This window comes from Rubripirellula tenax, assembly GCF_007860125.1.
Taxonomy (GTDB): Bacteria; Planctomycetota; Planctomycetia; order Pirellulales; family Pirellulaceae; genus Rubripirellula; species Rubripirellula tenax.
Genome location: NZ_SJPW01000002.1, coordinates 772,673 through 797,708, shown reverse-complemented (window position 1 = coordinate 797,708; position 25,036 = coordinate 772,673). Strand labels below are relative to the sequence as shown.

At 56.1% G+C, this 25,036-nt stretch carries 25 protein-coding genes; 9 read left to right on the top strand and 16 right to left on the bottom strand.

The features are described from left to right. Positions 1–32: 32 nt before the first annotated feature. The 7 genes from rplV to rpsJ all read right to left on the bottom strand — a co-directional run bounded on the left by rplV (position 33) and on the right by rpsJ (position 3,989). Positions 33–392 (bottom strand): 50S ribosomal protein L22, encoded by a 360-nt coding sequence (rplV, locus tag Poly51_RS08740; protein ID WP_146456352.1) that lies wholly within the window; start codon positions 390–392, stop codon positions 33–35. Between the two features lie 18 nt (positions 393–410). Then, positions 411–683 (bottom strand): 30S ribosomal protein S19, encoded by a 273-nt coding sequence (gene rpsS, locus Poly51_RS08735; RefSeq protein ID WP_146456350.1) that lies wholly within the window; start codon positions 681–683, stop codon positions 411–413. Positions 684–746: 63 nt separating this feature from the next. Then, positions 747–1,604: a 50S ribosomal protein L2 gene (gene rplB / locus Poly51_RS08730; protein ID WP_146456348.1), complete on the bottom strand. Its 858-nt coding sequence runs from the start codon at positions 1,602–1,604 to the stop codon at positions 747–749. 65 nt (positions 1,605–1,669) lie between these two features. Continuing rightward, positions 1,670–2,014 (bottom strand): 50S ribosomal protein L23, encoded by a 345-nt coding sequence (rplW, locus tag Poly51_RS08725; RefSeq protein WP_246114359.1) that lies wholly within the window; start codon positions 2,012–2,014, stop codon positions 1,670–1,672. Between the two features lie 22 nt (positions 2,015–2,036). After that, positions 2,037–2,693 (bottom strand): 50S ribosomal protein L4, encoded by a 657-nt coding sequence (gene rplD, locus Poly51_RS08720; RefSeq protein WP_146456346.1) that lies wholly within the window; start codon positions 2,691–2,693, stop codon positions 2,037–2,039. Positions 2,694–2,697: 4 nt separating this feature from the next. Then, on the bottom strand, positions 2,698–3,351 hold the full coding sequence (gene rplC / locus Poly51_RS08715) for a 50S ribosomal protein L3 (RefSeq protein ID WP_246114415.1): 654 nt from the start codon (positions 3,349–3,351) through the stop codon (positions 2,698–2,700). A 311-nt stretch (positions 3,352–3,662) separates the two neighbouring features. Then, the gene (gene rpsJ / locus Poly51_RS08710) at positions 3,663–3,989 is read right to left on the bottom strand and encodes a 30S ribosomal protein S10 (RefSeq protein WP_145173442.1); all 327 of its coding nucleotides are present in this window, start codon (positions 3,987–3,989) and stop codon (positions 3,663–3,665) included. 231 nt (positions 3,990–4,220) lie between these two features. Between rpsJ and Poly51_RS08705 the strand changes: the two genes are divergently transcribed. Beyond that, positions 4,221–4,682, top strand: a complete 462-nt coding sequence (locus Poly51_RS08705; protein ID WP_146456343.1) for a DUF2752 domain-containing protein — start codon at positions 4,221–4,223, stop codon at positions 4,680–4,682. A 181-nt stretch (positions 4,683–4,863) separates the two neighbouring features. Beyond that, positions 4,864–5,550, top strand: a complete 687-nt coding sequence (locus tag Poly51_RS08700) for a hypothetical protein (RefSeq protein ID WP_146456341.1) — start codon at positions 4,864–4,866, stop codon at positions 5,548–5,550. Between the two features lie 26 nt (positions 5,551–5,576). Here the strand turns inward: Poly51_RS08700 and Poly51_RS31210 are convergent, their stop codons facing one another. Beyond that, on the bottom strand, positions 5,577–7,286 hold the full coding sequence (locus Poly51_RS31210) for a di-heme oxidoredictase family protein (RefSeq protein WP_246114358.1): 1,710 nt from the start codon (positions 7,284–7,286) through the stop codon (positions 5,577–5,579). Positions 7,287–7,439: 153 nt separating this feature from the next. Here Poly51_RS31210 and Poly51_RS08690 point away from each other — a divergent pair, with 153 nt between their 5' ends. From Poly51_RS08690 to Poly51_RS08675, 4 genes are all read left to right on the top strand, one after another. Next, a complete protein-coding gene (locus Poly51_RS08690) occupies positions 7,440–7,733 on the top strand; it encodes a hypothetical protein (protein WP_146456339.1) in 294 nt (97 codons plus the stop codon). Between the two features lie 264 nt (positions 7,734–7,997). After that, positions 7,998–8,291 (top strand): hypothetical protein, encoded by a 294-nt coding sequence (locus tag Poly51_RS08685; protein WP_146456337.1) that lies wholly within the window; start codon positions 7,998–8,000, stop codon positions 8,289–8,291. A 125-nt stretch (positions 8,292–8,416) separates the two neighbouring features. Next, positions 8,417–9,205 carry a hypothetical protein gene (locus tag Poly51_RS08680; protein ID WP_146456335.1) on the top strand — a complete coding sequence of 263 codons (789 nt, stop codon included), beginning with the start codon at positions 8,417–8,419 and terminating at the stop codon, positions 9,203–9,205. Between the two features lie 397 nt (positions 9,206–9,602). Then, a complete protein-coding gene (locus tag Poly51_RS08675; protein ID WP_146456333.1) occupies positions 9,603–9,971 on the top strand; it encodes an STAS domain-containing protein in 369 nt (122 codons plus the stop codon). Between the two features lie 11 nt (positions 9,972–9,982). On the opposite strand, the gene Poly51_RS08670 is transcribed toward Poly51_RS08675, so the two are convergent. From Poly51_RS08670 to Poly51_RS08650, 5 genes are all read right to left on the bottom strand, one after another. Further along, positions 9,983–10,321, bottom strand: a complete 339-nt coding sequence (locus tag Poly51_RS08670; RefSeq protein ID WP_146456331.1) for a hypothetical protein — start codon at positions 10,319–10,321, stop codon at positions 9,983–9,985. A gap of 75 nt (positions 10,322–10,396) precedes the next feature. Then, positions 10,397–11,371, bottom strand: coding sequence for an SGNH/GDSL hydrolase family protein (locus Poly51_RS08665; RefSeq protein ID WP_146456329.1), 975 nt, complete (start codon positions 11,369–11,371; stop codon positions 10,397–10,399). Positions 11,372–11,405: 34 nt separating this feature from the next. Continuing rightward, positions 11,406–12,854: an anthranilate synthase component I family protein gene (locus Poly51_RS08660; RefSeq protein WP_146456328.1), complete on the bottom strand. Its 1,449-nt coding sequence runs from the start codon at positions 12,852–12,854 to the stop codon at positions 11,406–11,408. Then, on the bottom strand, positions 12,851–13,687 hold the full coding sequence (locus tag Poly51_RS08655) for a TatD family hydrolase (RefSeq protein ID WP_146456326.1): 837 nt from the start codon (positions 13,685–13,687) through the stop codon (positions 12,851–12,853). Before Poly51_RS08655 ends, Poly51_RS08660 begins: the two co-directional genes overlap by 4 nt. Before the next feature lie 62 nt (positions 13,688–13,749). Then, positions 13,750–14,013 (bottom strand): hypothetical protein, encoded by a 264-nt coding sequence (locus tag Poly51_RS08650; protein ID WP_146456324.1) that lies wholly within the window; start codon positions 14,011–14,013, stop codon positions 13,750–13,752. A 270-nt stretch (positions 14,014–14,283) separates the two neighbouring features. On the opposite strand from Poly51_RS08650, the gene Poly51_RS08645 reads away from it, so the two are divergent. Then, positions 14,284–15,822 (top strand): HEAT repeat domain-containing protein, encoded by a 1,539-nt coding sequence (locus Poly51_RS08645; protein ID WP_146456322.1) that lies wholly within the window; start codon positions 14,284–14,286, stop codon positions 15,820–15,822. Between the two features lie 22 nt (positions 15,823–15,844). Then, positions 15,845–16,270 carry a hypothetical protein gene (locus tag Poly51_RS08640; RefSeq protein ID WP_146456320.1) on the top strand — a complete coding sequence of 142 codons (426 nt, stop codon included), beginning with the start codon at positions 15,845–15,847 and terminating at the stop codon, positions 16,268–16,270. A gap of 58 nt (positions 16,271–16,328) precedes the next feature. On the opposite strand, the gene Poly51_RS08635 is transcribed toward Poly51_RS08640, so the two are convergent. Continuing rightward, positions 16,329–21,497: a DNA repair ATPase gene (locus tag Poly51_RS08635; RefSeq protein ID WP_146456318.1), complete on the bottom strand. Its 5,169-nt coding sequence runs from the start codon at positions 21,495–21,497 to the stop codon at positions 16,329–16,331. 283 nt (positions 21,498–21,780) lie between these two features. Here Poly51_RS08635 and tnpA point away from each other — a divergent pair, with 283 nt between their 5' ends. Continuing rightward, entirely contained in the window at positions 21,781–22,233 is a 453-nt protein-coding gene (gene tnpA / locus Poly51_RS08630) for an IS200/IS605 family transposase (RefSeq protein ID WP_186775426.1), read from the top strand. A gap of 19 nt (positions 22,234–22,252) precedes the next feature. On the opposite strand, the gene Poly51_RS08625 is transcribed toward tnpA, so the two are convergent. Together Poly51_RS08625 and Poly51_RS08620 are read right to left on the bottom strand one after the other, a co-directional pair. Then, positions 22,253–24,232, bottom strand: a complete 1,980-nt coding sequence (locus Poly51_RS08625; RefSeq protein ID WP_146457278.1) for a flotillin family protein — start codon at positions 24,230–24,232, stop codon at positions 22,253–22,255. A gap of 41 nt (positions 24,233–24,273) precedes the next feature. Beyond that, the gene (locus Poly51_RS08620) at positions 24,274–24,987 is read right to left on the bottom strand and encodes an OB-fold-containig protein (protein WP_146456314.1); all 714 of its coding nucleotides are present in this window, start codon (positions 24,985–24,987) and stop codon (positions 24,274–24,276) included. Positions 24,988–25,036 lie beyond the last annotated feature (49 nt).

Below are 25,036 nucleotides of genomic sequence, written 5' to 3'. Positions count from 1 at the left end.
TCGTTGTCTTCGAAGGGGTTGGGTGCTTAGATTCAGACTTCGTCAATCGGCGTCAACGCGACGCGGATATGACTGCTTCGTTTTTTGATCATGAACGCGGTGCCGCGGGCTCGCGGACGGATCCGCTTGAACATCGGACCGGCGTCGACGCACACTTCGGTCAACACCAGTTCTTCAATGCGGTGGCTGCGTCCGCTGTTTTGATCAGGATCTTGTGCGTTACCAACAGCGCTTTGGATCACTTTTTCAAGCATGCGGGCGCCACGCTGCGGCTGATACTTGAGTGTATCAAGTGCTTCGTCTGCGTACATGCCACGGACCAGGTCCGCGACCAACCGGATTTTCTGGGCGCTCATTCGAGCGCCTTTATGGGATGCTTTGTAAGTTGCCATTTCTCTTCGATGCAAGAATTACTTCTTGCCTCCCTTGCCGCTGTGACCTTTGAACGTCCGAGTCGGGGCAAACTCACCTAGTTTGTGGCCAACCATGTCTTCCGACACCGCCACTTTCACGTGTTTGCGACCGTCATGAACCATGAACGTCTTGTTGATGAACTCGGGGACAATCGTGCAAGCACGTGCCCAAGTTTTGATCGGTTCGTTTTTGCCGGTTTCCGCCTGCTTCTGCACTTTGAAGAACAGCTTCGGATCGACGTACGGGCCTTTTTTAAGACTGCGACTCATGAGGGATCGGTTTCAGGTTTCAGGTTTTCTGGATTCAGGTTAACGACAGTGACCGGTTAAGGATCAATGAAGTTTCAACTGGCCATAGCGACGACTCTTGCGGCGACGAACGATCGAGCTGTTGCTGGCCTTTCGTCGTTGACGAGTCGAGCCGCCCTTGGCGCTCTTGCCCTGCGGGCTAACTGGGTGACGTCCACCCTTGGTCCGACCTTCACCACCACCGTGCGGGTGGTCGATCGGGTTCATCGTGGTACCGCGAACGTGCGGACGACGACCGAGCCAACGTGCTCGGCCGGCTTTCCCAAGGCGAACCTTCATGTGTTCGGTATTGCCGACTTGGCCAATCGTTGCTCGACAGGCACTTGGAACTCGGCGGATTTCACCACTTGGCAAAGCCAACTGAGCCCAATCGGATTCACGAGCCATCAGGGTCGCCTGTGTTCCTGCCGATCGACACATCACCGCTCCGCGGCCGGCGCGAAGCTCGATGCAGCAAACGGTGGTGCCAAGCGGAATGTTCTTCAGTGGCAGGCTGTTGCCGACAGTCGGCGGAGCGTCGGGGCCGTTTTGTACTTTGTCGCCTGCCTTCAACCCCGCTGGAGAAACCACATAAACCTTTTGGCCGTCGGCATACTTCAACAACGCGATGCGAGCCGATCGGTTTGGGTCGTACTGGACCGAATCAACGATCGCGACCATGCCATCTTTGGCGCGACGGAAGTCGACGACGCGGTACATTTGCTTGTGACCACCGCCGCGGTGACGGGCTGTGATCTTGCCTTGGTTATTGCGGCCACCAGTCTTCTTTTGCCTCTTGAGCAGCGACCGTTCGGGCTTGTAGCCCTTGGTCAAATCAGCGAAATCGCTGACCGACGCATTTCTGCGTCCGGCGCTGGTTGGCTTGTAGATTCGAATGCCCATGGCGGGATAGCTATTAGGTTTTAGGTATTAGGCGTTAGGTAAACGACGCGGCAGACTCAATCGCACTAGAAGAAATCGATTCGATGATCTTCGTGCAGTTGAACGATCGCCTTCTTCCAGTCGCTGGTGCGTCCGTAGCGAGTTTTATAACGACGCAACTTGCCCTTGCGGGTTTGCGTGCGAACTTTCGTGACTTTGACGCTGAACAGTTCCTCCACCGCACTTTTGACGTCCAACTTCGTGGCGTCGCGGTGGATTTGGAACGCATATTGGTTGTTTCGTGACGCTCGGTGAACACCTTTTTCGGTGACCAGCGGACGCAGCAACACCTGGTGAGCTTCGAGCTGGATGCCCGATTGGCTTTCGGTTTCAGCTGGGGTTTTGTTCTCGGCCATTTTCTTCAACTTCACTTATGGATGGTTGGGGCAGGTGTTACTTCGCGTCCGTCGCATGGACGTTCGTGCTGAAGCTGCCATCTTTGATCTTGTCCAACGCTTCGCGGGTGATCAGCATTCGCTTCGGCTTCAAAACCGACAATGCGTTGAGTTCGCGGACCGGTTGGATTGCGACACCCGTGATGTTGCGACCGCTCTTATAGACCATTGGATCCATATCGCCCGTCGCGACTAACGTGGTGGTGTTCTCGAGGCCGAGGGCCTTCAAGACGCCTGCCATTTTCTTGGTGGCGGGAGCGTCGAAGCTAAGCTTGTCAACGACAACCAATTCGCCATCATCGATCTTCGAGCGAATAGCCATGCGAGTCGCAAGCTTCAGGGCCTTCTTGTTCAGGCGATAGCTATAGTCACGCGGCTTGATCGTTCGAGCGACACCACCGCCAACGCGGACTGGCGATCGCCTGCTGCCGGCACGGGCGTTGCCGGTGCCTTTCTGGCGGTACATCTTCTTCGTCGTTCCCGACACTTCACCGCGGGTGCGGGTGTTGTGCGAACCCTGGCGTTTGTTGGCCTGATACATCACGACCGCGTCGTGCAACAATTGCTTGTTGATGCGATCAGCGATTTGATCGGTATCGATTTCGTATTTGCCGACTTCGCTGCCGGATTCATTAAAGACAGTCAATGATGCCATGCTATTAGCCCACCTTGTTCGTTTCGCGGATCGTGACGAATCCACCGTTGGGGCCTGGGACTGCACCGCGGACGAGAATCAGATTGTTCTCGGTATCAACGCGAACCAGTTCCAGGTTTCGTGATGTCGTTTTTGCATTGCCGTACTGGCCGGCCATTCGCTTACCCTTGAACACGCGACTAGGGTACGCACTCATGCCGGTACCACCAGCGTGCCGGTGGCACTTCTTTACACCGTGCGAAGCTCGCTGGCCCGCGAAATTGTGCCGTTTCATGACGCCCGAGAAGCCGCGGCCCTTACTGGTGCCGGTGACGTCAACCTTCTTGACTTCGGCGAATTGATCGACCGTAACGACGGCGCCCACTTCAAGACTGGTCTCGCCGCGGAACTCGCGAACATAACGTTGCGGTTCACAGTCGGCCTTAGGTGCTAGCTCAACACCGGAAGTCGAACGCTTTTTCGAACGCTTGCTTTCCAGCTTGGCGACGTGGCCACGCTCGGCTCGCTTAGCCAAGCGACGTGGCTTATCTTCGAAACCCAACTGAACGGCTTGATAGCCATCGCGATCTTCGCTGCGGATTTGCAGCACATGACAGGGACCGGCCTGAATCACGGTCACGGGGACTGCCCGGCCGTCTTCCAAGTAGATCTGAGTCATCCCGACTTTGCGGCCGAGGATTGATGGTGACATAGCTTCTCTTCGCCCCGTTGTTGCGGAGCGTCCGTCGTTCGTGTTGAATTCCAAGATTGCCTGTGCCGAACTATCGATCGCGATGCGCCCCCTGGATTGCTGCTTAGTGATTTCAATGGATCACAAAGCGAATCGCAATGGGGCCTTCCCGCGAACCGAAGTTATCGACCAGGCTTCCGTTCATCCGGAAACCACTCGTGAAGTAACTTCGCGTTGGTGCTAGCTGGCCAGCGACACAGAGGACCGCCAACCAGCCTGTAAAAAACTTCCAGCCTAAACTACCGAGCTGATGCCTTGATTTTGATATCCACGCCAGCCGGAAGGCTCAATTTGTTCAATGCTTCGATCGTCTTGGCAGTTGCCTGGACAATATCAATCAAACGCTTGTGCGTTCGGATCTCGTACTGTTGACGAGACTTCTTGTTAACAAACGGACCCGACAAGACCGTGTAACGCTCGATGCGAGTTGGCAACGGAATCGGTCCGTGTACCTCGCTGTGCGTTCGCTTCACCGTGTCGACAATTTCTTGCGCACTCTGATCCAGGACGGCGTGATCGTACGCTTCCATACGAATCCGAATGACTTCGCTTGCTCCAGCAGACACTGATGGATGACCGGTAAAATGAGGTGTTGTAAACTGGGTCCGCTGACGACGTAGATGCGGAGGGCGAGGCTTTTCGGCCACCGTCCGGGCTCAATCGTCAGCTCGGGCAAGACAATCTCGCCACGAGAGAGCGGAAAATGTACGGTCGCGTGCCAAATGCGTCAACGGCTGTTCGGCTTTTGAGAAGAAAAGTTTTTGTTTCCACGAAAATGCCAAGGGACATTTAGGCAAATGCTTGAAAATGGGGAGGTTCAGCCTGCTTTTCGTTCCGCGACGGCACCGATTTCGGGATGGCCTTTGCGGTTGATGATGGGCTTGGTAGCGATTGTTCCGTTGACGCTGATCGGTGTCGCGGCCAATTTGACGCCGGATGTCGATGGTTTGGGGACTCACCAGCAATTGGGGTTGCCGCCATGCACCATGCGCGTTGTTTTCGGAATTCGTTGTCCGGCATGCGGAATGACGACCGCTTGGTCGCACTTCGGCCGTGGCCAATGGCCGAGCGGCTTTTCCAGCAATATCGCGGGTTTCTTGCTTGCTGCCCTGGCCGTCGCCTTCGCCCCGATCGCGGTCCGCGCGGCTTGGACGGGGCGAATGCCCGACCGCAAGATCCAGAATCTTGCGACGTTGGCGCTGGTGATGATCGGCGCGATCGCCACCGCCCAGTGGCTGGTGTTGGTCACATTGAAGTAGTGGGCGGAGGATCAGACGCTAGTGGAGTCAGGCGCTAGGTAAGTATCGGATCTGTTTGGGCGAAATCATGGATTTGGCCAGCAAAGTTGACAACTTGGTGTGGTCATTGGTTGTCAAAACTTCGTATGACGCACGCGTTGCATCGCAACCTTAGCGCCAAAATCCGAAGGAATCTGTCACCATGTCGATCACGAAAATTGCTGTGAGCCGCACTCGCCGACGCCATTTTTTGCAAACGGCGATGCTCGTTTCGGCTGGTTCCCTGGCAATGCTTCAGTCGGGATGCCTGGGTTTGGCATCGAATCTGATGCACGCCGTCGGAATGGACATGATTCCCGCCGAGTACGAGGGTTTTGAGGGCGCTTCGGTAGCCGTCATCACGATGACCGACAGCAGCCAATATTCCAACGATGTGGCGGCTCGAGAGTTGAGCCGGCGCGTTGGCGAAGTCTTGGTCAATCGAGTCAAGAAGGCGAAATTAGTTCGCGGTGACTTGGTCGAGCAATGGCGTGACCAAAACGGTGGGGACTCGGTCGACTACGCTGCGATCGGAAAAGGCGTCAATGCGGAACGCGTGTTGGCGATCGACCTGCGTGATCTTCGTCTGCGTGACGGGGCAACGCTGTATCGCGGCCGCGCCGATGTATCGATGCAGGTGATTGATGTCGAAACGGGGAACATCGTTTACTCGAAATCGCTCGACGAATACATGTATCCGACGTCGACGGGCCAACACACCAGCGAAACAACGGAAACGCGATTCCGAAAGCTCTATCTCAGTATGTTGGCCGACGAGATCGGCCGTTCGTTCCACCCCTATGACATGAACGAACGGATTGCAATCGACAGCAGGATCGCGAGTCAGTAGCCGCAAATCAGCAATCGACGTTCGATTCAGTTCGAGCTTCCCAGTAGCGACAGCATGTCAACGGAATCTTCGGCTGGGGTTTCGATGGGCGCCTTCAACGACTCCAGAAACTGGATCAGCGATGTTCGGTCAGCCTCGCTAAGTGATCGATACAGCGTTGCGGATGCTTCGCCCTCGCCATCGTGCCAACGAATGGCCGCGTCCAATGTTTCGGCTCGGCCGTCATGCAGGTACGGCCCGGTGTCGGCAACGCCCCACAGCGGAGGTGTTCGCCATTCGCGTTGCAAAACGTCCCAGTAAAGTTGGTTCCCTTGGGCAACCTGTTTCGGCAAATCGCCTCGCGGAAACATCGGTTTTTCTGGTCGTTTAAACGGATATGGCGTCGGTGTGCCGCCGCTGCCGTAGTACCCGGAAACCGATGAGCCCAGCCGAGCAAAGGATCCACGGGTCGTTCGGAAAAGCTGCAAGGTCGGGTCGCTCAATTGGGCGATGACGTCATTGGTGGGGCGGGACGCGAAGCGTGGTAATTGCATGACCGGCGCCGTGAATTCTTTTCCCGGCGATCCCAGTGCGGCCGGCGACGGAGCTTGCAGGTAGACGCCCATGTCGTGCAAAAGCAGGTCACTGTAGATGCCCGATGCGGGCATCATGTTTGCAACATGACATACGTTACAGCCGATGCGGTTGAACACACGGCGGCCCGTATGCGATTCGGGAGTCGACCGCGGTACCGGTGGCGGAGGGATCGAGGCAACGTAGTCGTGAAGCGATCGAAGTTGGTGTTCGTTCAGGTCGTAGCCGATGCTGACATAGGTTTCGTCTGCGGCATCCGCCGGCTGATCGAACGAAGGAACTTGCAGTCCCAATTCGCCGGCGCACGCGCCTTCGACAAAGGCCGCCAAGGTCGTCGTTTGGCCTCGCCAGCCGAATTTTCCTGCGCCGACACGGCCGGTCACTTTGCCACCGCTGCGGCGGGCTTGCGAGAGTGCGACGCCCCGCAGTTTCGCGATGCTGACGCGGTCGATCAGCGACAGTCCGAAAAGCGGCGGTGAATTTCGCTGACTCAAATAGAAGTCGATGCCGCCGAATCTTCCCGCGATGACCGGTCGATCGCCGATCGTCGCGGACGTGCGTTGGTCGCCGTTGAACCATTCGTCATCGATGCCGCCGGGGACGTGCTGGGCGATGTCGCTTCGTATCCGATCGTAAAAAGGTCGGCTGCTGTGATCGTGAACGACAACGTCCATCGCCACCGCGCCCGAGGGTGATACCAGCGACGGGTGAAGCGTTTGAAGCTGTTTGGCGGTTAGCTCCTTTAGGTCCGGGTCTGTTTCCACATCATCCGTTTGCCGGTTTCGCAGGCGAAACGCTGCGGATTTGGTGATGAAATCGCTGCGTGGATCCAGTGTCAGCAGGGTTACGTTGTGTTCGACGCCCGCGGCCCCGCCACCGACATGGCACGCCGCACACGAGGTTGCATTGTGCATAGGGCCGAGTCCGTCGCCGGGCAACGAGACCAGCTTCCGTGCATATTCGATGTCTTGTTCGTCGCCGCGCCGTGGAATCGGCGCAGGGTCACGAGAGGTCCATTCCCGCTCGAATATTTCACGCCCGCGTTCGATGTTTTTTTTCTGCGGCGTCGGCTCAGCGGCCCAAGTCGGCGTGGTAACCAGCGTTAGAGTCGTGAGCGTAAAAAATGCTCGAAACGAGCACTTCCCAAGGTTCATGCGTCGCATCGTGTGGCTTCCCGAATTCGAGTGATCGCCTAGAAGAGACCCTTGTTATTACGAATCGCGGTGGCCGACGCAAATCTTTTCTGCCTTGATTTTGTGTGGGGGGGCAAACTATAGAAGACCTAGTCTTTGAGTCTTAACGCAGGTGAGCTTTTGATGTCGCGTTTCTTTTTCGGAATGATTGTCGGTGCTTCGTTGCTGTTTGTGGCGATGCACTATCACGTCGTTCGCGGAAAAGATGGCGTTTTCTTGGTCACCAAGATCAGCAACAATTTGTCCGACGTCTACGTCGATACGCGCCAATTCACGTTGACAGATTGGCAACAGCACAAGCCGCTTGCCGCAGCGATCATGAAAAGCAATCAAACGCAATTGCTAGAAGATTCATCACTGGGCAATTTTCGAAATTCGCTGTCCGGTTTGGTCGACGGCCTGTTCGGCGATCGGTAGTTATCGCCGGGGTTCTTCGTTCTTCCAATCGATAAACGCAGCATGACCATCGCGGTCCTTGCGATCGGTCTAGATTCTAAACGCATCGAGAATCTTGCCGGCGGTGTCGATTCAATTCTTTAGGCCAAACACGTCGCCGGACACTGAGGTTGTCGCGATCATCAATCGCGAAATTCGCCTCGCCCTGGTCGGCCAAGTCATGCCGAATCCCCCCAACCTCACTCAAGCGCCCCTCCCAGCGGCCTTTGAAGGAACTGATGTCTCATGTCGATGTATCGCAATCGTTATTTTCTAGCCGGCATCCTGTTGATTCTGCTCGGTGTCCAATTTCGGATGGTTGACAGCTTTTTGTTGAACGAGTCGACCACTCGCGCACTGGCTCGCGTCACCAAGAGCACGCCTGTGGCGGACAACTCGAATATGTCCATGTTTTTGATGCAGGTCCATCCCAAGCCGATGAAGCGAGTGACACCGCCGCGATGGTTGGGTTTGGCGATGATTGCCGTCGGCGCGGTCATCAGTTGTCATGCGGTGGCCATTCCCCGGCATCACGGATAGGCGATCGTCATCCCCGTCGCCGCGAAGGAACGCGAAAAGGCGAAAAAGTTCGATCCTTCGTCATTGCGCTGGATCGGAATCTGCGTCCCTTCCCGATTCCGCCTCCGTACCCCCTTCGCCAATTTATGTTTTTGTTACCCGTGATCCTCTGGTGGGCAAAAGAGCCGATGAGATTCGCAGTCGGTCGATACAAACGCTTCATCAGTGCCGTCATCATGGTCGCGATCGCGATGACGGTGTCTCACCGTTCGATCGCAGATGATCGAACAGGGCGAGGCGCCGAAGGCGATGCAGCTCGTGCCCTAACGTCGGAGCAAGCAGGGCGCAAAAGTGATAGCAACGCCGTCGTGATTCGCGAGGGCACGATGATTCCGGCAACTCAAGGCCGTGTCGTCATGCTCGGTCGTCGCTGGGCATTTGTTCCCGACCGCGCCCAAGACGGTGACGTCGCGAGCGATCAGGACGTCGCCCAAGGCATGCGTTCGACGCGGAGTGGTTCGTACGGTCGGTCTTTCGCAAAGCTGAAAACGCGACCGAACGTCGAATCACCGAACGTCCGAAATTTGCCCGCGTCGAATTCGTCTTCTTCTTCTTCTTCTTCTGCCGGGCAACGAGATTGGCAACGCGGCGGTGCATCCACGGTAAGCGAAACGCCTCGTCAAATGTTCGGCACGATCACGTTCGCGGCAATGCGAGACGATGGTGTCGACGCCACTTCCGAAACGGCGGGGGGCTTCGTGCCCCTAAATCCGTCGCAATTCGTACTGGTCGAAAATCTTAGTCTGCAACGCATCGTCGAAGCGATCCGAGATGACGCGTCCGACGATCGATGGATCCTATCGGGCGAAGTCACCGAATTTTTCGGCGAGAATCGTCTCTCGGTACGAACAGCCCAACGCTCCAATTCGAACTAGGTTCCAGTTCCCATCAGTGCTTCGACAGCATTGAAAGTTGGGCGTCGCAATCGTCGCCCGGCTCGCCAGCATTGGACGTCTTCAATGTCGCCATGAGGTCCGGCAACTCCATTCGCGTTGATCGCGTCTTGGGGGCGGGTTTCGCCCCTTCGTCGGCCAAACGATCGACGCGCGTTGCAATTCGATGCCTTGGATTCAGGATAGGAGAGCGAATCCGTCGGCGAACGCATTGTGATTTCGGATGGTCGCCCCGCACCGCAAAAAAGTTCGCTTGCTTCGATTAGACGCTTCGCCCGGTCCACGTCGGGCGTGAACTTCGCATTGCGAAAAACTCGTATCTAAGTTAGATTCCTTGGCTGACTCAAAGATTGATTCATTCTTTTCTCCAAAGGTCATCATGAACAGCAACGAACTCATTCGTGTCCGCGTTCATGGTGCAGAGACCACGGTGACGTTTTCTCCGGACGACATCAACCGGACAGATACGGCACGTCAAATCTCTTCCGATTTTGGCGACTGGATCGAAGGCACGCAGTACGACGACTGCCCGCTCGATAGCGTCGTATTGGATTTTCGCGAGATCGACCGCATCGGATCCGCAGGTTTGAACGGGCTGATCGGTATCAATTCAAAAGCACGCAGCCATGGCGTTCGCTTGATTCTAAGCAACGTGCAGGAATCCGTCCTCGATGTGTTCGCGCTGACGCGATTGGAACGCATGTTCGAATTTCGGACCCGCGATCGCGGGATCGTCACCTTCGGCTAGCGCGACCGTCGCTATTTGTGTTTCGGCTCGGACTTCGGTATCACCGTGATGGTGTGCGTCACCGGTTGCATTGCCGCCACGATGGCGTCAGCGAGAGGTTGTCGGATCGCTTCGGTCCGTAGAACCGCCGCTTCGATGTCTTCGCGTCCTTCTTTGCCGTGGAAAACTCGTTTGATCTGTTCGGTTTCATAAGCCTGTTTCGCCGCAACCGCACCGTCGACTTTCGCGAACGGTTTCGTGAATGGGTTGGTCGGGAACACGTCAGCCAAATTGATTCCGGCGGCCAATTCTGCTCGCGTGAAGGTCTTCGTTTGGTCGCCCCATTGGACGTCCGCCGATGCGGTTTCCAAGCCGCTGACGGAGAAGACGAACTGGTTGAGTTCCTCGAAAAACGGAACCAGCTTGGTTCCGGAGCGGATCGTGTTCTAGTCGTCCAGCGATCCGACGGCAACGAACGGATAACGCGAGCTAGTGACTTCGATGGTTCCGGGGTTCGTCAATGTTGCAACATGCCCCTCCGAAGCGGACACCGTGTCATCGCTGAAGTTGACGTGGAATGTGCCGATTTTTCCGTCCACTCCCATAGCTCGTAAATACGCGTGCGCCATGATCACATGACCAGCCCAACCGGGATGGATGCCATCGCTGCCGGCGACTTCGAAAGGGTTATCGGGTTGATCGTATTGCTTGCCCGCTAGCACCTGCGCTTTGTACATGGGCCAAAACACATCTGCGAATCGAACATTTTCCGTGTTCGCGATGTCGACGCAGATGTCTCTGAGCGTGCAAAGATGCAAGTTGTGTTCTTCTAGGGTCCCGTTCTTCGCATCTACCCACGACGCGATCTTGCCCGCGCAACCCGGCGAACCGACCACCACTTCGGCGCCGGACGCTTTCAATTTTCGAACGATCGCAGTGTAGTGATCTCGGTACCAACGGCCGTTGACCCAATCGAACGGTCGATAGCGGGCATCGTTCATTCCGTACGACAATGTGGCGACGGTCGGCGAAAATCGCAGCACATCTTGTTCAAGTCGGCGTAGCATGCCGTCCGTCTTTTCGCCACTCCATCCGTACTGGCGAGTGGTGATTTCAAGTTGTGGATAGCAGACCGTCAAATACGTTTCGATCATACGCGAGTAACGTTTTTGCTCGGTGATCGAATCACCCAATATTGCAAGGCGATCACCCTTGCGCAGCACCATCGGACCCGGCGTGGGTGCCTTCATCGGATTGAATTCGTCGAATGCCTCGTCGTCGGGTTTCGATTCGTACAGGTAGGGACCGAATTGGATCGGTTGGGATGCCAGTTCGTCGGCCAACGCGATGAGCGACGTCATTGTCATTGTCATCCCCAACATTCCCAAAACGAATGGCGTAACAAGTCTCGTCGAAATCATCGGTTGTCTCCTGGAATTGGTTGTTTGAAACCCTTTAGCTACTCTCGATCGCTCGCATCATCCCTTCGGCCTTGGACCACGTCTCGTATTCTTCGGTATCCGGAACGCTGCGTGCGGTGATGCCGCCGCCGACGGGGATTTGCCAGTACCCATGCGCCGCCGTGATCGTGCGGATCAAGATATTGAAGTCCGCTTGGTCACCCGCACCGATGTAACCGATCGAACCACAGTAGGCACCTCGCGGATGCTTTTCCAATTCGGCGATCGTTCGCATCGCTTCGATTTTGGGAGCACCGGTCACGCTGCCGCCGGGAAAGCATGCTCGCAGCAAATCCACGATCGATCGCTCAGCGGACAATCTGCCTTCGACCACGGACACCAGATGCTGCACAAACTCGTACCGTTCGACTTGGCAGAGTTGGCTGACGACGACCGAATCGTCTTCGCAGACTCGCGAAAGATCGTTTCGCATCAGGTCGACAATCATCACGTTTTCGGCGCGGTCCTTTTCGCTGGCAAGTAGCTTCTGGGCCAATTTTAAATTGACGTCGTCGTGCCCGGTGCGTCGAACGGTGCCCTTGATCGGGCGAGTTTGCACACGACGCTGCCGCACTTTCAAGAAGCCTTCGGGTGAACTGCTCAGCACTTGAAAGTCACCGCCGTCGTAATAGGCACCCAGGGGTGCCGGGTTGGACCGTCTCAGTCGCAAGTACAGATCCGGTGACGGCCGGTCGGCTCGGCGCAGCAGACGCTGGGCCAAGTTGACTTGAAACGAATCCCCGTCGCAGATTCGTCGTACGATCTCGGCGACTGCGTCACAGAACCCATCACGCGAAAAGTTGCTGGTGACGCCTGCGCGATCGGTTGCAAACTGGTCATTGATGGTTGCTTCTGGGGCGACTTGGGCTTCCGTCGCCTTGGCCACCGAGGGCGATAGCGGTTGGCTAAGCAGCGTCTTGACGTCGGCAATCTTCTTTCGCGCACATTCCAACCGTGCCGATGTTTCGGGCGATGGTACGCCGGGTGATGGAAACCCTTGTGCGACGATCCACGCCTGGCCGGTAACATGGTCTACGGCGATGGTCCAGTCATAGAATCCAACAGAGATCGACGGTGTCGGCAGGTCGTTCTTCGCCGCCCGCCCGACCGGTTCCAGCCACGCGGCAGCCTCGTATCCGATCAGTCCTGCGATGCCGCCTTGAAACGGCGGCAAATCGGCTCGGAAATCACTCGGCAAGTCTCGGCACCACCGTTCCAGCGTCGGCCACGGGTCGGTATCGTTCTCTGACGCAACCAGTTGTGCGATGGGGTCGCATGTCAGAAACGAATATCGCCCCAGCGGTTCGCCGTCACCATCGACGGGGCCGGTCGATGCCGAATCCAGCCATAGACATCCGGGTCGGCGGCAAAGTCGCTCGAACGCATCGATCAGTGAAAAATCGTCCGGCAAGGCTTCGGACAACGGGAACGTGTCTTTGCTCACGAAAGCGAACCGGCCTCGCCGGAGTCACGCTCGACGAACCGAAAATTCTCGCTCTTTGAAAAGAACTCGATCGGATTGCCGTAGACGACCTTGCGGATCAAGGACTCGGACAGACCCCGGCGTCGCATTTCGAAGATCAGATCCGGCACCGCCGTCGGTTTGCTCGGTCCCCAGTCGCCGGCAGAGTTCGCCAGCAATCGTTCGCCGCCGAATCGTTCGATCATGTCGGCCGAACGCTCGGGCGTGCATTTGGTGACGGGATAAAGCGTCATGCCGGCCCAAAAGCCTCGGTCCAGGACTTCGCCAATGGTGTGTTCTTCGACGTGATCGACCAGGACACGCGACGGATCAATCCGCGAATCGCTGCACAACATGTCCAGGATCATCCGCGTGCCTTGGTACTTGTCTTCCAAGTGCGGTGTGTGAATCAGGATCAGCTGGTTGTATTCGACGGCCAAGTCGAGGTGTTCCAAGAAGATGGTGGCTTCGTTCTTGGTGTTTTTGTTCAGCCCGATTTCACCGATTCCCAGGACGTTGGGCTTGTCTAAAAATTCGGGAATCATGGCAATCACGTCACGCGACAACGAAACGTTTTCGGCTTCTTTCGCGTTGATGCACAGCCAAGTGAAGTGTTGGATGCCGTACTGGGCCGCCCGACGCGGTTCGACATCGGTCAACTGGTGGAAGTAGTCGCGGAATCCATCAACGCTGCCACGATCAAACCCAGCCCAAAACGCCGGCTCGCTCATCGCCACACATCCCATGCGGGCCAGCGTCGCGTAGTCGTCGGTGATCCGAGAAACCATGTGGATGTGCGGATCGATGTAGTCCATGAGAAGAAATTGCAGGCGAAGGGGGAAGGTAAAGATGATGGATTAGGAAGCGTGACCGCCCGTTAAAGGTGCATCGTCGTTCGCCATTCGGGTTGATAGGTCCGAGAAAAAAGCCGCTGCAACTTTTCGGCTCGGTCGGGACCGTCGCCCACGCAGATCTCGATCGCCGCGTCGACTTGGGCGCGTCGGTTCACTTGGGCTTCCGAGAGACCACCGGTTTGTTCCGCGGCGCGGTCAATTCGGTCCAGCGTCGCCGCAACGGCCAGCAGTTTTGCGCGTACGTCCAAGAATGACTCTTCCAGGATTTGGTCAGCGGTGCGGGGCATCTTTGAATTCGGTTGCGTGGGACAGAAGCAGGACCAGGGAGCCTGATTATAGCCGCATAACATGCTCCTAAGAAACGCGGCCGGTCGGATCGAGGGGGGAATAGATTCGGTCGTGCCATTTGGGACGATTGGTCCGCCTTGTCGCGATGATCAAGCTGCTTTCCATGGTAACGGAGGCGGTACGCGGCAGCCTTTCAACCTAGGGTTTCGTGTCGACGAGCGATTCGCTGCATGTCCGTCGGCAGGCCCTCATTATGACATACCGGAACGATGCAAAGCCTTTCAACCACATTCGAGACGCTCGCGACAACGCGAAACGAAGCTGCGATCGATGTGTTGATTGCCGTTTTGGATGACGCCGACAAGCATCTGCGCCGACAAACCATCCAGGCGCTGGCGATGCGCCAAGGAAGTCGTGCGTCGGAAGTTCTGCTACAGAATTGGCGGAAACTGCTGCCCGATGACATCGACCAGATTCGTCGACACAAAAATTTGATGAATCAGACGATCGTCGCAGGCCTAAAGGCCGGTGGCGAGTCGGTCCAGACATCGATCGAGGCGGCTCGGAAACTGAATGTCTTGGAAGCCATCGACGAATTGGTCTTGCTGGCCGAATCGAGTGCTTCACGCGAAGTTCAAACCAAGGCCGGGGCGGCCGTGCTTTCGTTGGTCGCTCCGCTGGGACGCGACGCTCGCGAAGACCGATCACCGGCGACGGTGCGTAAACCTATTTTGGCACGACTGAGTGATTCGGTGCGACGCTTTTCGATGCACCGCAACGCTACCTTGGTCGAAGCCTTTCTGTTGGTGTCGACTTGGGGCGATGGCGACCTTCGAGCGATGATCGCAGAAGATGGTCCCGCGTTGAATTTGATTTGCGATCGATTCGCCAAAACCGAAAACCAAGGCGTCATTGACCTGTTGGCCGGTTTCATTCGTCGCAAGAGTATCCATCCCCGTGTCTTAGAACGGATGCAAACGCGAACCGACGCGGTCTTCCGTGACGCGCTGTTGGGTTGCGTTGGAACCGATCCGTCGGGCAACGTCATTCGAAATTTGGGTGACATGGGAATGCCAAAGTGCTGTCACGGCGGCGAAGACTTGGTCGTTCAACTTGCCGCCGAGCGGCGTGCTGCTCTGGTCCATTTGTACATCATCGCCAACCGAGACCACTTGGAAACGTTGCACTTGATCACATCGGTGGTTCGTCAAGGCGGTCCCGGATGCGTGGCAGCTGCAGCGATCGGACTGGCAAGATGCGAAGTTCCATCCATCGATTTGTTGATGCGTGCGGCGGTTCCAGTTGCCGATGACGACCGCGAAGCAATCGCTAAAGATGAGAACGCCAAGCTGCTTAGCGATTTGATCGAACTGCTAGAGCACAACGAACCTGCGCTCGTGCGTGGTGTCCAGCGAGTCCTGGCACCGCTGCACGCCGACGCCATGCTGCACAAATTTCACAATCTGCGTCCGCGCAGCCGTCGTCGTCTCGGTCGTGTCGTGATGATGATTGATACCGGCGCGGTACAACGCGTTCGCGATGCGTTGCGGCACCCCGTACTGGCCAACCGTTTGGAAGCAATCGCGATGGCCGATGCGCTGGCGATCGTCGATTTGTTGTCGGATTCGTTCACGCACATCTCGCGGGAAGATCACCAAGAAGCACGCATGAAAGCAGCTCAGGTGATGGCGGATGCCGAAGGTGATGAAACGCTTCGGCTGCTTGAACAAATGATCAGTATGCCCGCCAGCGCCGTTCGTGACACCGCCGTCGCAGCACTTGAGCGACGACAACGAGCCAAAGCCTAACTGCCAACAAACCACTGCCATCATGCCAACTTCATTCCTAACGCTGATCTCGTCGACACTGTTGGCCGAAACGACAATGTCCGACGTCAGCCTGAACTATCGCGAGGAAGTCGTACCGGACGGTATCTCGATGTTCTGGTATGCGCTGATCCCTATCGCGATCACGATCGTCGCGGGCTTGATCTACCAATTCGCCGATCGACCGCCGGCGATCGTCAACACGCCACTGGGTATGTTGCACGAATTGTGCCGTGTTCATCGGATCAAGGGCAAGTCGCGTGAGTTGCTTGAAGCGATCGCGGAATCCGCCGCAATCGAGCATCCCGCGATCATGTTTCTCAGCGCGAATCATCTGGATGAAACCGTCGAAAAGGCCAAGAAACGCATGACCTTCGACAAAAAGCAATCGAGCACCTTGGGGATGGTCCGGCGCCGCATGTTCGCCTAGTCGACGCCCGTTTCTATCAGGGCGCGTTCTGCCATTCACAAGTGCCGATTCCGCCTGCTCAGGACTTGTCGCCCTCAAACGTCTCTTCGACTTTCGCGTAAGTCGCGATCATGGATTCCAATTGCTTCGCCAATCGATCCAAGTCGCGGCCATTGTCGATGGATTCCGATAGCATCGGCCGCAGCCATTCCTGCATCAGGTGGAATTGGCCCTTGATCAGTTCCGCCATCTCACGCGGCACTTTGTATTGAACCAATACCTTTTGCTCGGGTGGCGCGAGGGCCTGTTGTTCACTGATTTTTTCCAGTTGTTTGCCGGTGACCGCTAGCGTTTGGGCAAGCTGGGTCCCGGTGTTGGACAGGCTCTGGCGAACGGAATCGATTCTGGCGTCCATGCGATCTTCAGAGCTGTTGTCTCGCGCGGCAATGGCTTTGGAAAGGACCTGGCGAATCGATTCCAATCCGTCTCGCATCGACGCGAGTTGACGCATCAATTGGCCTGCCTGATCTTCGCTGTCCATGCCCTGCATGCGGACGCTTTCGACGAAGGCATACTTGATTGCATCCCATCGCTCCTTCTCGTCGACGGTCAGGATGCCCATCAGTTCTTTAAACTTCAAGACGTTGGCTTCATTGTCCGTGGTCAGCGTTTGCGCGTCTTGTTCATAGGCACTGACGATCAACGATTGCAGTTCGCGATCGTTCATCACGCTGGCCACGTTCTCAGCCATACGGTTCATGTTCCGGTAACTACCCTGCAACTTGAACGGTGGCTCGGTGCGATAGGAATCAGCCTGCGCCGCAGACCGAATGTAGGCCCGATTGACCTTCAGCACGACGTCGCGGATGCGTAGTAGCTTGCGCATCACCTCGAACATTTCGCGGACTTGATCCATCGACAAGTTGCTTTGCAGTTCGACGCCCTCGAGAGAGTCTCGGCCCGCTGCTGCGATGATGGCTCGGGCGTCCTCGGGTGCGGCCGTCGATAGCGGTGCCAAAACGGTGTTGCTGGTCAAACAGTTTTCTAGATAGCTCATTTCGAACGCTTCCGCCGACTCGCCGATGATCTCGCCCAAGTTGTAGACGTCGGCCCGGTTGGACAGCATGTCAGGAACCTGGAAACGGTCGCCCGATTCGGTGTACGGGTTCCCCGCCATGACGACCGCGACACGCCGGCCACGCAAATCGAATGTTCGCGTCTTTCCATTTCGAACGCCCTCGATCTTTCGAGTCGCATCGCAAAGCGAAATGAACTTTTGCAGCAATTCGGGGTGTGTGTGCTGGATGTCGTCCAGGTACAGCATCACGTTGTCGCCCATTTCGAGCGCCAAGTTCAATCGTTCGATCTCTTCGCGCGCAGCCGCGTTGGGTGCTTCGGCCGGATCCAGCGACGTAACGCCGTGGCCGATCGCGGGACCATTGATCTTCATGAACACGATGCCCAATCGATTAGCGACGTATTCCATCAACGTCGTTTTCCCGTAACCGGGTGGCGAAATCAGCAGCAGCAATCCCATTCGGTCGGTTCGTTTATCTTCACCGGCGGCGCCCATCTGTTTGGCCAGGTTGTCGCCGATCAGCGGCAGATAGACTTCATCAAGCAATCGGTTGCGAACGAACGACGTCAAGACGCGCGGCTTGAACTCTTCCAGTCGCATGTCGCGCCGAGCCGCATCGACCAATCGATTCTTGGTTTCATGCAGGCGACGGTACCGGGGAACCACGTCGGCGCGATAGCCTCGTACTCGGTCCAGAAGTTCGTGAAAGTGAACGGACATCTTGGTGGAAGCGATCCGACGATGGCTGCCGGCCAAACCATCCAGTGTCGTCGCAACGGTTGCATCGGCGACCTTCATCGCGGTAACACCACCCGAAACGAGGATCCACGCCAATTCGTCGCGATAACCGATCGCCGGGTCGGCCGTGTCGTCGTCGGTGTGTGATTCCAAGAACGCATCGGCCCAGTTGCGTGCCAACACAAACGAACGCGCAGGATCAGCGACTTTTTCGATCGTCGCAGGTGACTTTTCGGTGAATGTTTTGAACAGGGTCGCCGCTCGCTTGCTGGCCACGGGTTTCTTCGGCGCATGGGTCAGTTCGTCAAACAGGTATTCGGCGATTCGCAGCGGTGTCACTTGCGGTCCGAACAACGGCCCCCAGATCGGTTGGTCCGCTTCGGCCATGTCCATCAAACGTCCGCGAAACTCGGCCGCCGGCTTTGCATTGGGGTACGCGATGGCAAGCTTTGCGAATCCGCCGATCCAATCGACCATCGCGGTGCGATCCTTGGCCGCAACCAATTTTGTGAACCACAGTTGGGCCGCCGCACGAACGGACGGGGAATGTCGCAGCAATCCGATCTCGCGATCCATGTCCACCAAGGCTGATAGAATCGCCGACGCGTCGGAATCGTGAACTCCTTTGGCATATCCTTCGTCATATCGGCCCGACATCGCTTGGCCGATTGAGGTTTCGCCGCTTTCGAATAGGTCCACCGCCAAGTATTCGGCGCGGTAAACGTCGGCGTTTTCGCTGATCAGTTCCTGGTTCCACAAATCCTTGGATGCCGCCAAGTCTTCACTATGCAGCGGTTCAAAGAACTGGGTTCCGGTGAGGTGCAGACACATTTCGCCGCCGCGCAGCACCGTCGTCAGGTCGAGCGGTTGGGTGTTGACGGCGAATCGCTGCCTACCCAGTCGGATGATGTCTCCGCCGTCTTCGTAGAGATCTTGCCGATCTTTCAATTGACGCGTCGCGTCCTCGCGAATCGTCTTCATCCGACTTTGCAAGTCTTCGACACGGATGGCGTCGTCGAGATCGCCCAGTTGAGCGATGATGTCGCGAACTTTTTCGACCATCAAATCGCCGGCGAAGTAGGCGGCGATCTCGTCCGTCGATTCCATCTTTCCGACGCGAGAGTCGATGCCCTTCAGGATTCGCCCGGCCGCGGAAGCCAGCGATTCGGCACGGCGGTTGCGTTTCTCGACCAGTTGAACCTTGCGCGATTCGAATGCTGCGTAGACGTCGTCGCGTCGCTGGGCCAGTTGGACAATGAAGTCATCGAACTCGGCGAACCGTCCTTCGAGTTCTTCCAATTGAACCATCACCTTGGTCAGATACTCGTCGCACTTGGTCGGCGAGTCGCTGACGTCTAGGTATCCCGACACGGTTTGTTCAAGCAGCTTCAGTTGCGACGCAAACTCGGCCTTACCTTCGACGCTGGTCAGTTCGCTAACCCGGGCCTTCAGCGAACTGCGAACGCGGTTCAACGATGCGAAAACGTTGCCGATCGAGTCGATGATCTCGGTCCGCTTCGTGGTGTCGTCGATCTTTAGGTTGCTGACCGTCTCGGTCAACAATTCAAGCTGTGAACTGGCTTCGTCGATTTCTTCGCCAAGCTTCTTGGCGTCGGCAACCGTTTTGACTTCGCCGACCTTTTCGCCCGCTGTCGCCACTCGTTCGATGTAGGGATCGAGCGAACCGGGGGTTAATAGGAAGTCGACACAGCGGCGGCTGAGGCGATCGGATCGCTCGGCGGTTTCCTTTTCTAACGCTTCGATGACAGATTCGTCGACGTAGCGAAGTTCTTTCAACCCCAGCGCGTGCCCGCGTTGTTCGCGCAGCGCCGCAAGCGATCCAACGAAATCGTCGATCGACTCGAAGCGTCCTCGCTCGATCGATTTTATGAGCGCTTCGACTGCGGTTTGAACTTCGTTCGTTCTCGCGGTGGTGTCCCGGCGAACTCGAACCACTTTTTCGAATTCTTCAACGGCCGCGCCGGCTGCCTGCCGGATTTTTTGTAGCGGCTCGGACAGTTTTGCTGTTTCGTCTTTGTCGATCCAGAAATAACTGTCTAGAACGTCCGAGGATTTCTTGCCCAGGTCGACGTACAGGCCTTCGTAGGAATCGTCTTTTTCGATCAACTGCAACAGTTCATGGCACTCGGCCATTCCGCGAACGATATCCTTGTTGCCAATTTTGAACAGCATCGAATCGGTTTGGTTCTCCGGCACATAGCTAGTGTCGGTGAACGGTGTTTGCCAAATCTGAATCGCATGATGTTTCGTTGGCTCGTCTTGATTGCGAAAGACGACCATTTCGCCACGATGGAAAAACGTTTGGCCGCTGGATACCATCGGCGTTTCAACGCTCTGGCGAATCAAGTTGTATCGCAGCTGAACGTAGGTGCCCGATTGTGGGTTGTAAAACAGATAGAGGTAGTCTTCGCCGTTGGGTGCCGCGATCGTGCGTTGATACCGCATGTCGGACAAGCCGTGGTCGAACTGCTTGAATTCGCCGGTTTGCAGGTAGTACCCGCCGGGGAAAATGATCCCGTGATCGCCGGGCAACATCACACAGCAGCTTGAAATTTCGTCCAATCGCATCGCCCGGCTGAGCTTGCCGTTGAAGACGAGATAGCGAAAGAGTTCCTCTTGGTAGGGTTTGATCTTCAGCAGTACTAAGTTGCCGACGATCGCATAGTAGATCTCGGCGTCGTCCAGTGTTTGGTCAGCATGGTCGACGGGTTCGGCGTAGATTCCTTGACCCGAATTGGTGTTGTTTTCGACCTTGACGGTTAAGTCACCGCCGACCGTTTCAACGAACACACGATTGTCGATTGAAATATGGGGGTGGGCGCCGTAGTGGTGTTGGTCACGAGTCGTGCGGGTCCATCGGAATTCATGTTGCGGCGGATCTTTGACTTCGTGGTCGCTGCGATTGTCGATGTACTCGATCGTGTCCGGTGTGACCCGCCATTTGAACGACTTGATGTCTCGCTCGGTCTTGCCGACTTGGAAAACCATGTGCAACATGGGCCCGACGCGAAAGAACCGAGCGAATCGGGTGTCTTTATAAAATCGGTACAGTTCGTGGAAGTCGTTGTTGAATCGATCGTCGCCGATGACGTCTAGGTTGGCTTCGTGGAACTGATTTTCGCGAAGTTCATAAACCGAAAATACGTCGGTCAATTCGATCGCGGTTTTCAATCCGAATTGAACGTTGTATCCGAATAGAAACTGTTCGCCGATCGAAACGATGTCTCGAGGGACACAGTTGTGTTCGGTCGTCACGCGTTCGGTGGCAATCAGTGCCGTTTCGATGTTGCCGAACACTTCGGCGCGATCAGCATTAAGCTGTGACAATCGCTTGCGAAGTTCGGTGGACGCTTCACGAAGTCGATTGCGCAGGACTTCGTAGGTGCCAGCTGCAAGTTGGGTTTCAGTCATTGCGCCCACCTCGGCCCATTGGTCGAATAAGGACACGTGTGAACAGACGTGTAGCGGCAAGGGAATTTAGTCGCGTAGCGACAGTGGATGGTAGCCAGGGGCGCAAGCCCTTGGTGCCTGAATCGCGCCGATCGAAAGCCCCGTAGGGGCGACGGATTGGATGCTGGATACCATCCGCCGCTGCTACGCAGCTAAAATTCGCGAGTATTTTATTTTCCTGGGGCTTTCGCCCCAGGCTACCTTCCGTTGCCGCTACGCGGCATTTTGTTTCAGAGCGATCAGCATGGCGAACACCTTTTACCAATTGCGAGCACACTTGGTCTTTAGCACACAAGGTCGTCGACAATTTATTACGGAAACGATCGCCCCTCGGTTGCATGCCTACCTGGGAGGAGCATTGCGTGATGAGGGCGTTGCACCGCTTTGCGTCGGAGGCTATCTCGACCATGTTCATTTGTTGATTGGTTTCAAACCCGTGCATCGACTCAGTGACCTCGTTCGAACCGTGAAAACCAATTCGTCCAAGTGGTTGAATGAGCAAAACGCCAGTTTGCACCGGTTTGCGTGGCAACGCGGCTACTCGATCTTTTCGGTCAGTCATTCGCAAGTCGGTGTGGTAAGAGCTTATGTTGCCAATCAAGTCGAACACCATGCAAGGTTGACGTTTGAGGACGAACTGCGGTTGTTGCTCAAACGTCATGGCATTGAATTCGACGAAGAATATCTGCTGGATTGATTCCGCGAGAGGGAATCAATTACGACGTTTTGCCATTGCTCTTCGGCTTTGCCGCCTGAGCCAGCAACCGTCCCGCCTTCTGGTCCGCCACGTTGGCTGTGCCGGCCATGCTTAATAGGCTGGTCAGCTGACTTCGGACATCATCGGTCTTGCTCAAGCCCATCATCTTGGCGATTAGCGCCGCGATCGATAGATCTTTCACGCCGTCGGTATCCAAGTTGAATTGCTTGACCAACGATCCGAGTTGGTCGCGGAAGTATTCCGCGTTGCCGTCGAAGAACGTGTCTTTGATGTCTGTGGCCACCTTGCTGTTGTAGACAAAGCGGTCGATCGCTTTTCCGCCCTTGACGGCCGAAGTGATCTGTTCAAAGAACTCGCCGTCACCGCCGACAATGTCGATGCGGGCACTTCGCAGAGCGTCGCCGACCACGCCGGCTTGGCTTTCCGCGATACCGCGTTGGGCATCGATGGCTGCGATCTCGACTGATTTTTCTTTCTCAAGCCGCAACTTGAATTCTTCGTGGTCCTTGCCGACGCTGTCGAGTTGTTTCATCGCTTCGGCCTTCTCGGTGATACCGATTGCTTCGCTGCGATACTTTTCCAGTTCGACATTGGCTTCGGCGAGGCCTTGTTTCTCGCTGGCCGATGCCTTTGCTTCGATGACCTTGGCTTCGGCCAGTCCGCTGGCGGCTTGGGTTGCCATGGTTCCGTCGGCCAACATCTTGGCACCTTCGGTGTCTTTTTCGGCCGCATCACGACGCGCTTCGGCATCGATGCGAATTTTTTCGGCCAACAACGTCGCCGAGTCCTTTTCGGCTTGGGCCGCCTTGGTCACGCGAATCAATTCTTCTTCGGCCTTCATCTCGGCTGCCGTGACTTGAACCTTCTTCAAACGGTCGGCCTTGGCGATGTCTTCCGTGTCTTTGATGCGTTCTTTTTCTTCGACAACGGTTCGTTCGATTGCGACCCGTTCGCGAATGACTTCTTGGATATTCCGCTTTTCAACTTCGATCGCTTTCTCTTTCTCGATTTCCGCGACACCAACCAAACGAAGCCGTTCGGTCATTTCCAAGTCGCGGTCGCGATTGACACGTTCCAATTCGACTGCATCGGTTTTCTCTTTGTTGCGTTGGGCAACCAAGACTTGACGCAGTTTGTTCTCTTCGGCCACACCGAGTTCTTCTTCGGTTTGGATCCGTGCGCGTTCTGCTTCGAGTCGTTGTTCTTCTTGAACTTTCGCTGCGGCGGCATGTTCACGCGAGGTGATCTCAGCGATTTCTCGTTTTTGTTTTTCCACCGCTTCGACGCGTTGTCGCTCGAGCGCCAGGATGGTTTCTTCCGCTTCGACGTCCTGTTTCTTCAGCGTCTTTTCTTTGTCACGGGTGAACTGGTTTTCCTTGACCTTTTCGTTCGACGTCAGTTCGGTGATCTTTTTGATCCCTTCGGCGTCCAAAATGTTGGTCGGCGAAAGCATTTCCAGCGGCGTTTGTTCCAGGTAGTCAATCGCCGCGTCGTCGAGCACGTAACCGTTCAAGTCGGTGCCGATGACTTTTAGAATCTCGCCCTTGAACTTGTCGCGTTGATCGTACAAGTCGATGAAGTCGAATTGCTTGCCAACGGTCTTGAGCGCTTCGCTGAACTTCGCGTCGAAAAGTTCTCGCAGCGTTTCCATTTCGCTACAGCGTCGGGCGCCAATGGCCTGCGCGACTTCGCCCATCTCTTCGGGGCTATTGTTAACGCGGACAAAGAAAGCGACCTTGATGTCGGCTCGGATGTTGTCTTTACAGATCAATCCCTCATGGCCCTGGCGTCCGATCTCGAAGCTCTTCAGCGACAAGTCCATGAACTCGAAGCGATGGTAGAGCGGGATCACGAACATGCCCTGGGCCGAGGCGACTTTCATCGTCGGTCCCCCGGTGCGAACAATGGCTTTGTCTGGTCCGACGACGATGTAGCATTTTTTGATCGTGATCACGATCGCGAAGATAACTAACGTCATGATGACCAGGGCGACAGCTATGCCGGTCAATACTTGTGGGTTCACGAGGTTTGCTCCGTTAAAATTGAGGTGACTTGGTAGACTCGCTGCTGCGGATCAAATCCGATGATGCGTACTTCGATGCCTTTATCGATGTGGGCGCCATCGGTACGTACGTTCAACAGCAGCGGGGCTGCGTCGGTACGAAATTTGGCTTGGCCGGATGTGGGCGTTGCTTCGGGGCTGATGATTTCGCACGTCGATCCGATCAATCGTGTTTGGTCGTACTCAGGCGTTGCCACGAAGTGCTTGATCAAAGGTTGAGTGACCACCTTGGCAATTCCCGTCGCCAGCACGGCGTTGCGGATCGTCAACAGTGTCGATACCACGACAGTCGGTTCGTAGCGGCGAACGTCGAATATGTGCCAAAGCATGTAGGAGATGATCCAGAAACCAAGCGTGAACACGCCGCCCCAGATCACGATGGGGACGCGGCCGAAATTGGTCCAGCGGATGGTTGCGGCGCCGATCCCTTGGACCACGTCCAATCCCAGATCACCCACGTGTGCATCGACATCGGGTACGTCGAAATCCGGCACATCTAAATCGGGGACATCCAGATCGGGCATGTCCAAATCAGGCATGTCGACATCCAGATCGACTAGTCCGATCAGCGCAAACACCGTGTAGATCGCCAACAGGCAAACGAGCAGGGACGCCGGCCAGATTGGACCGACGAACATGTTTCCGGCGAATTGAAGGATGGATTCAGACACGATGACGAGTAGCCTCGAAGAGGGGAGCCTATCAGCTTAATAGCGAGGC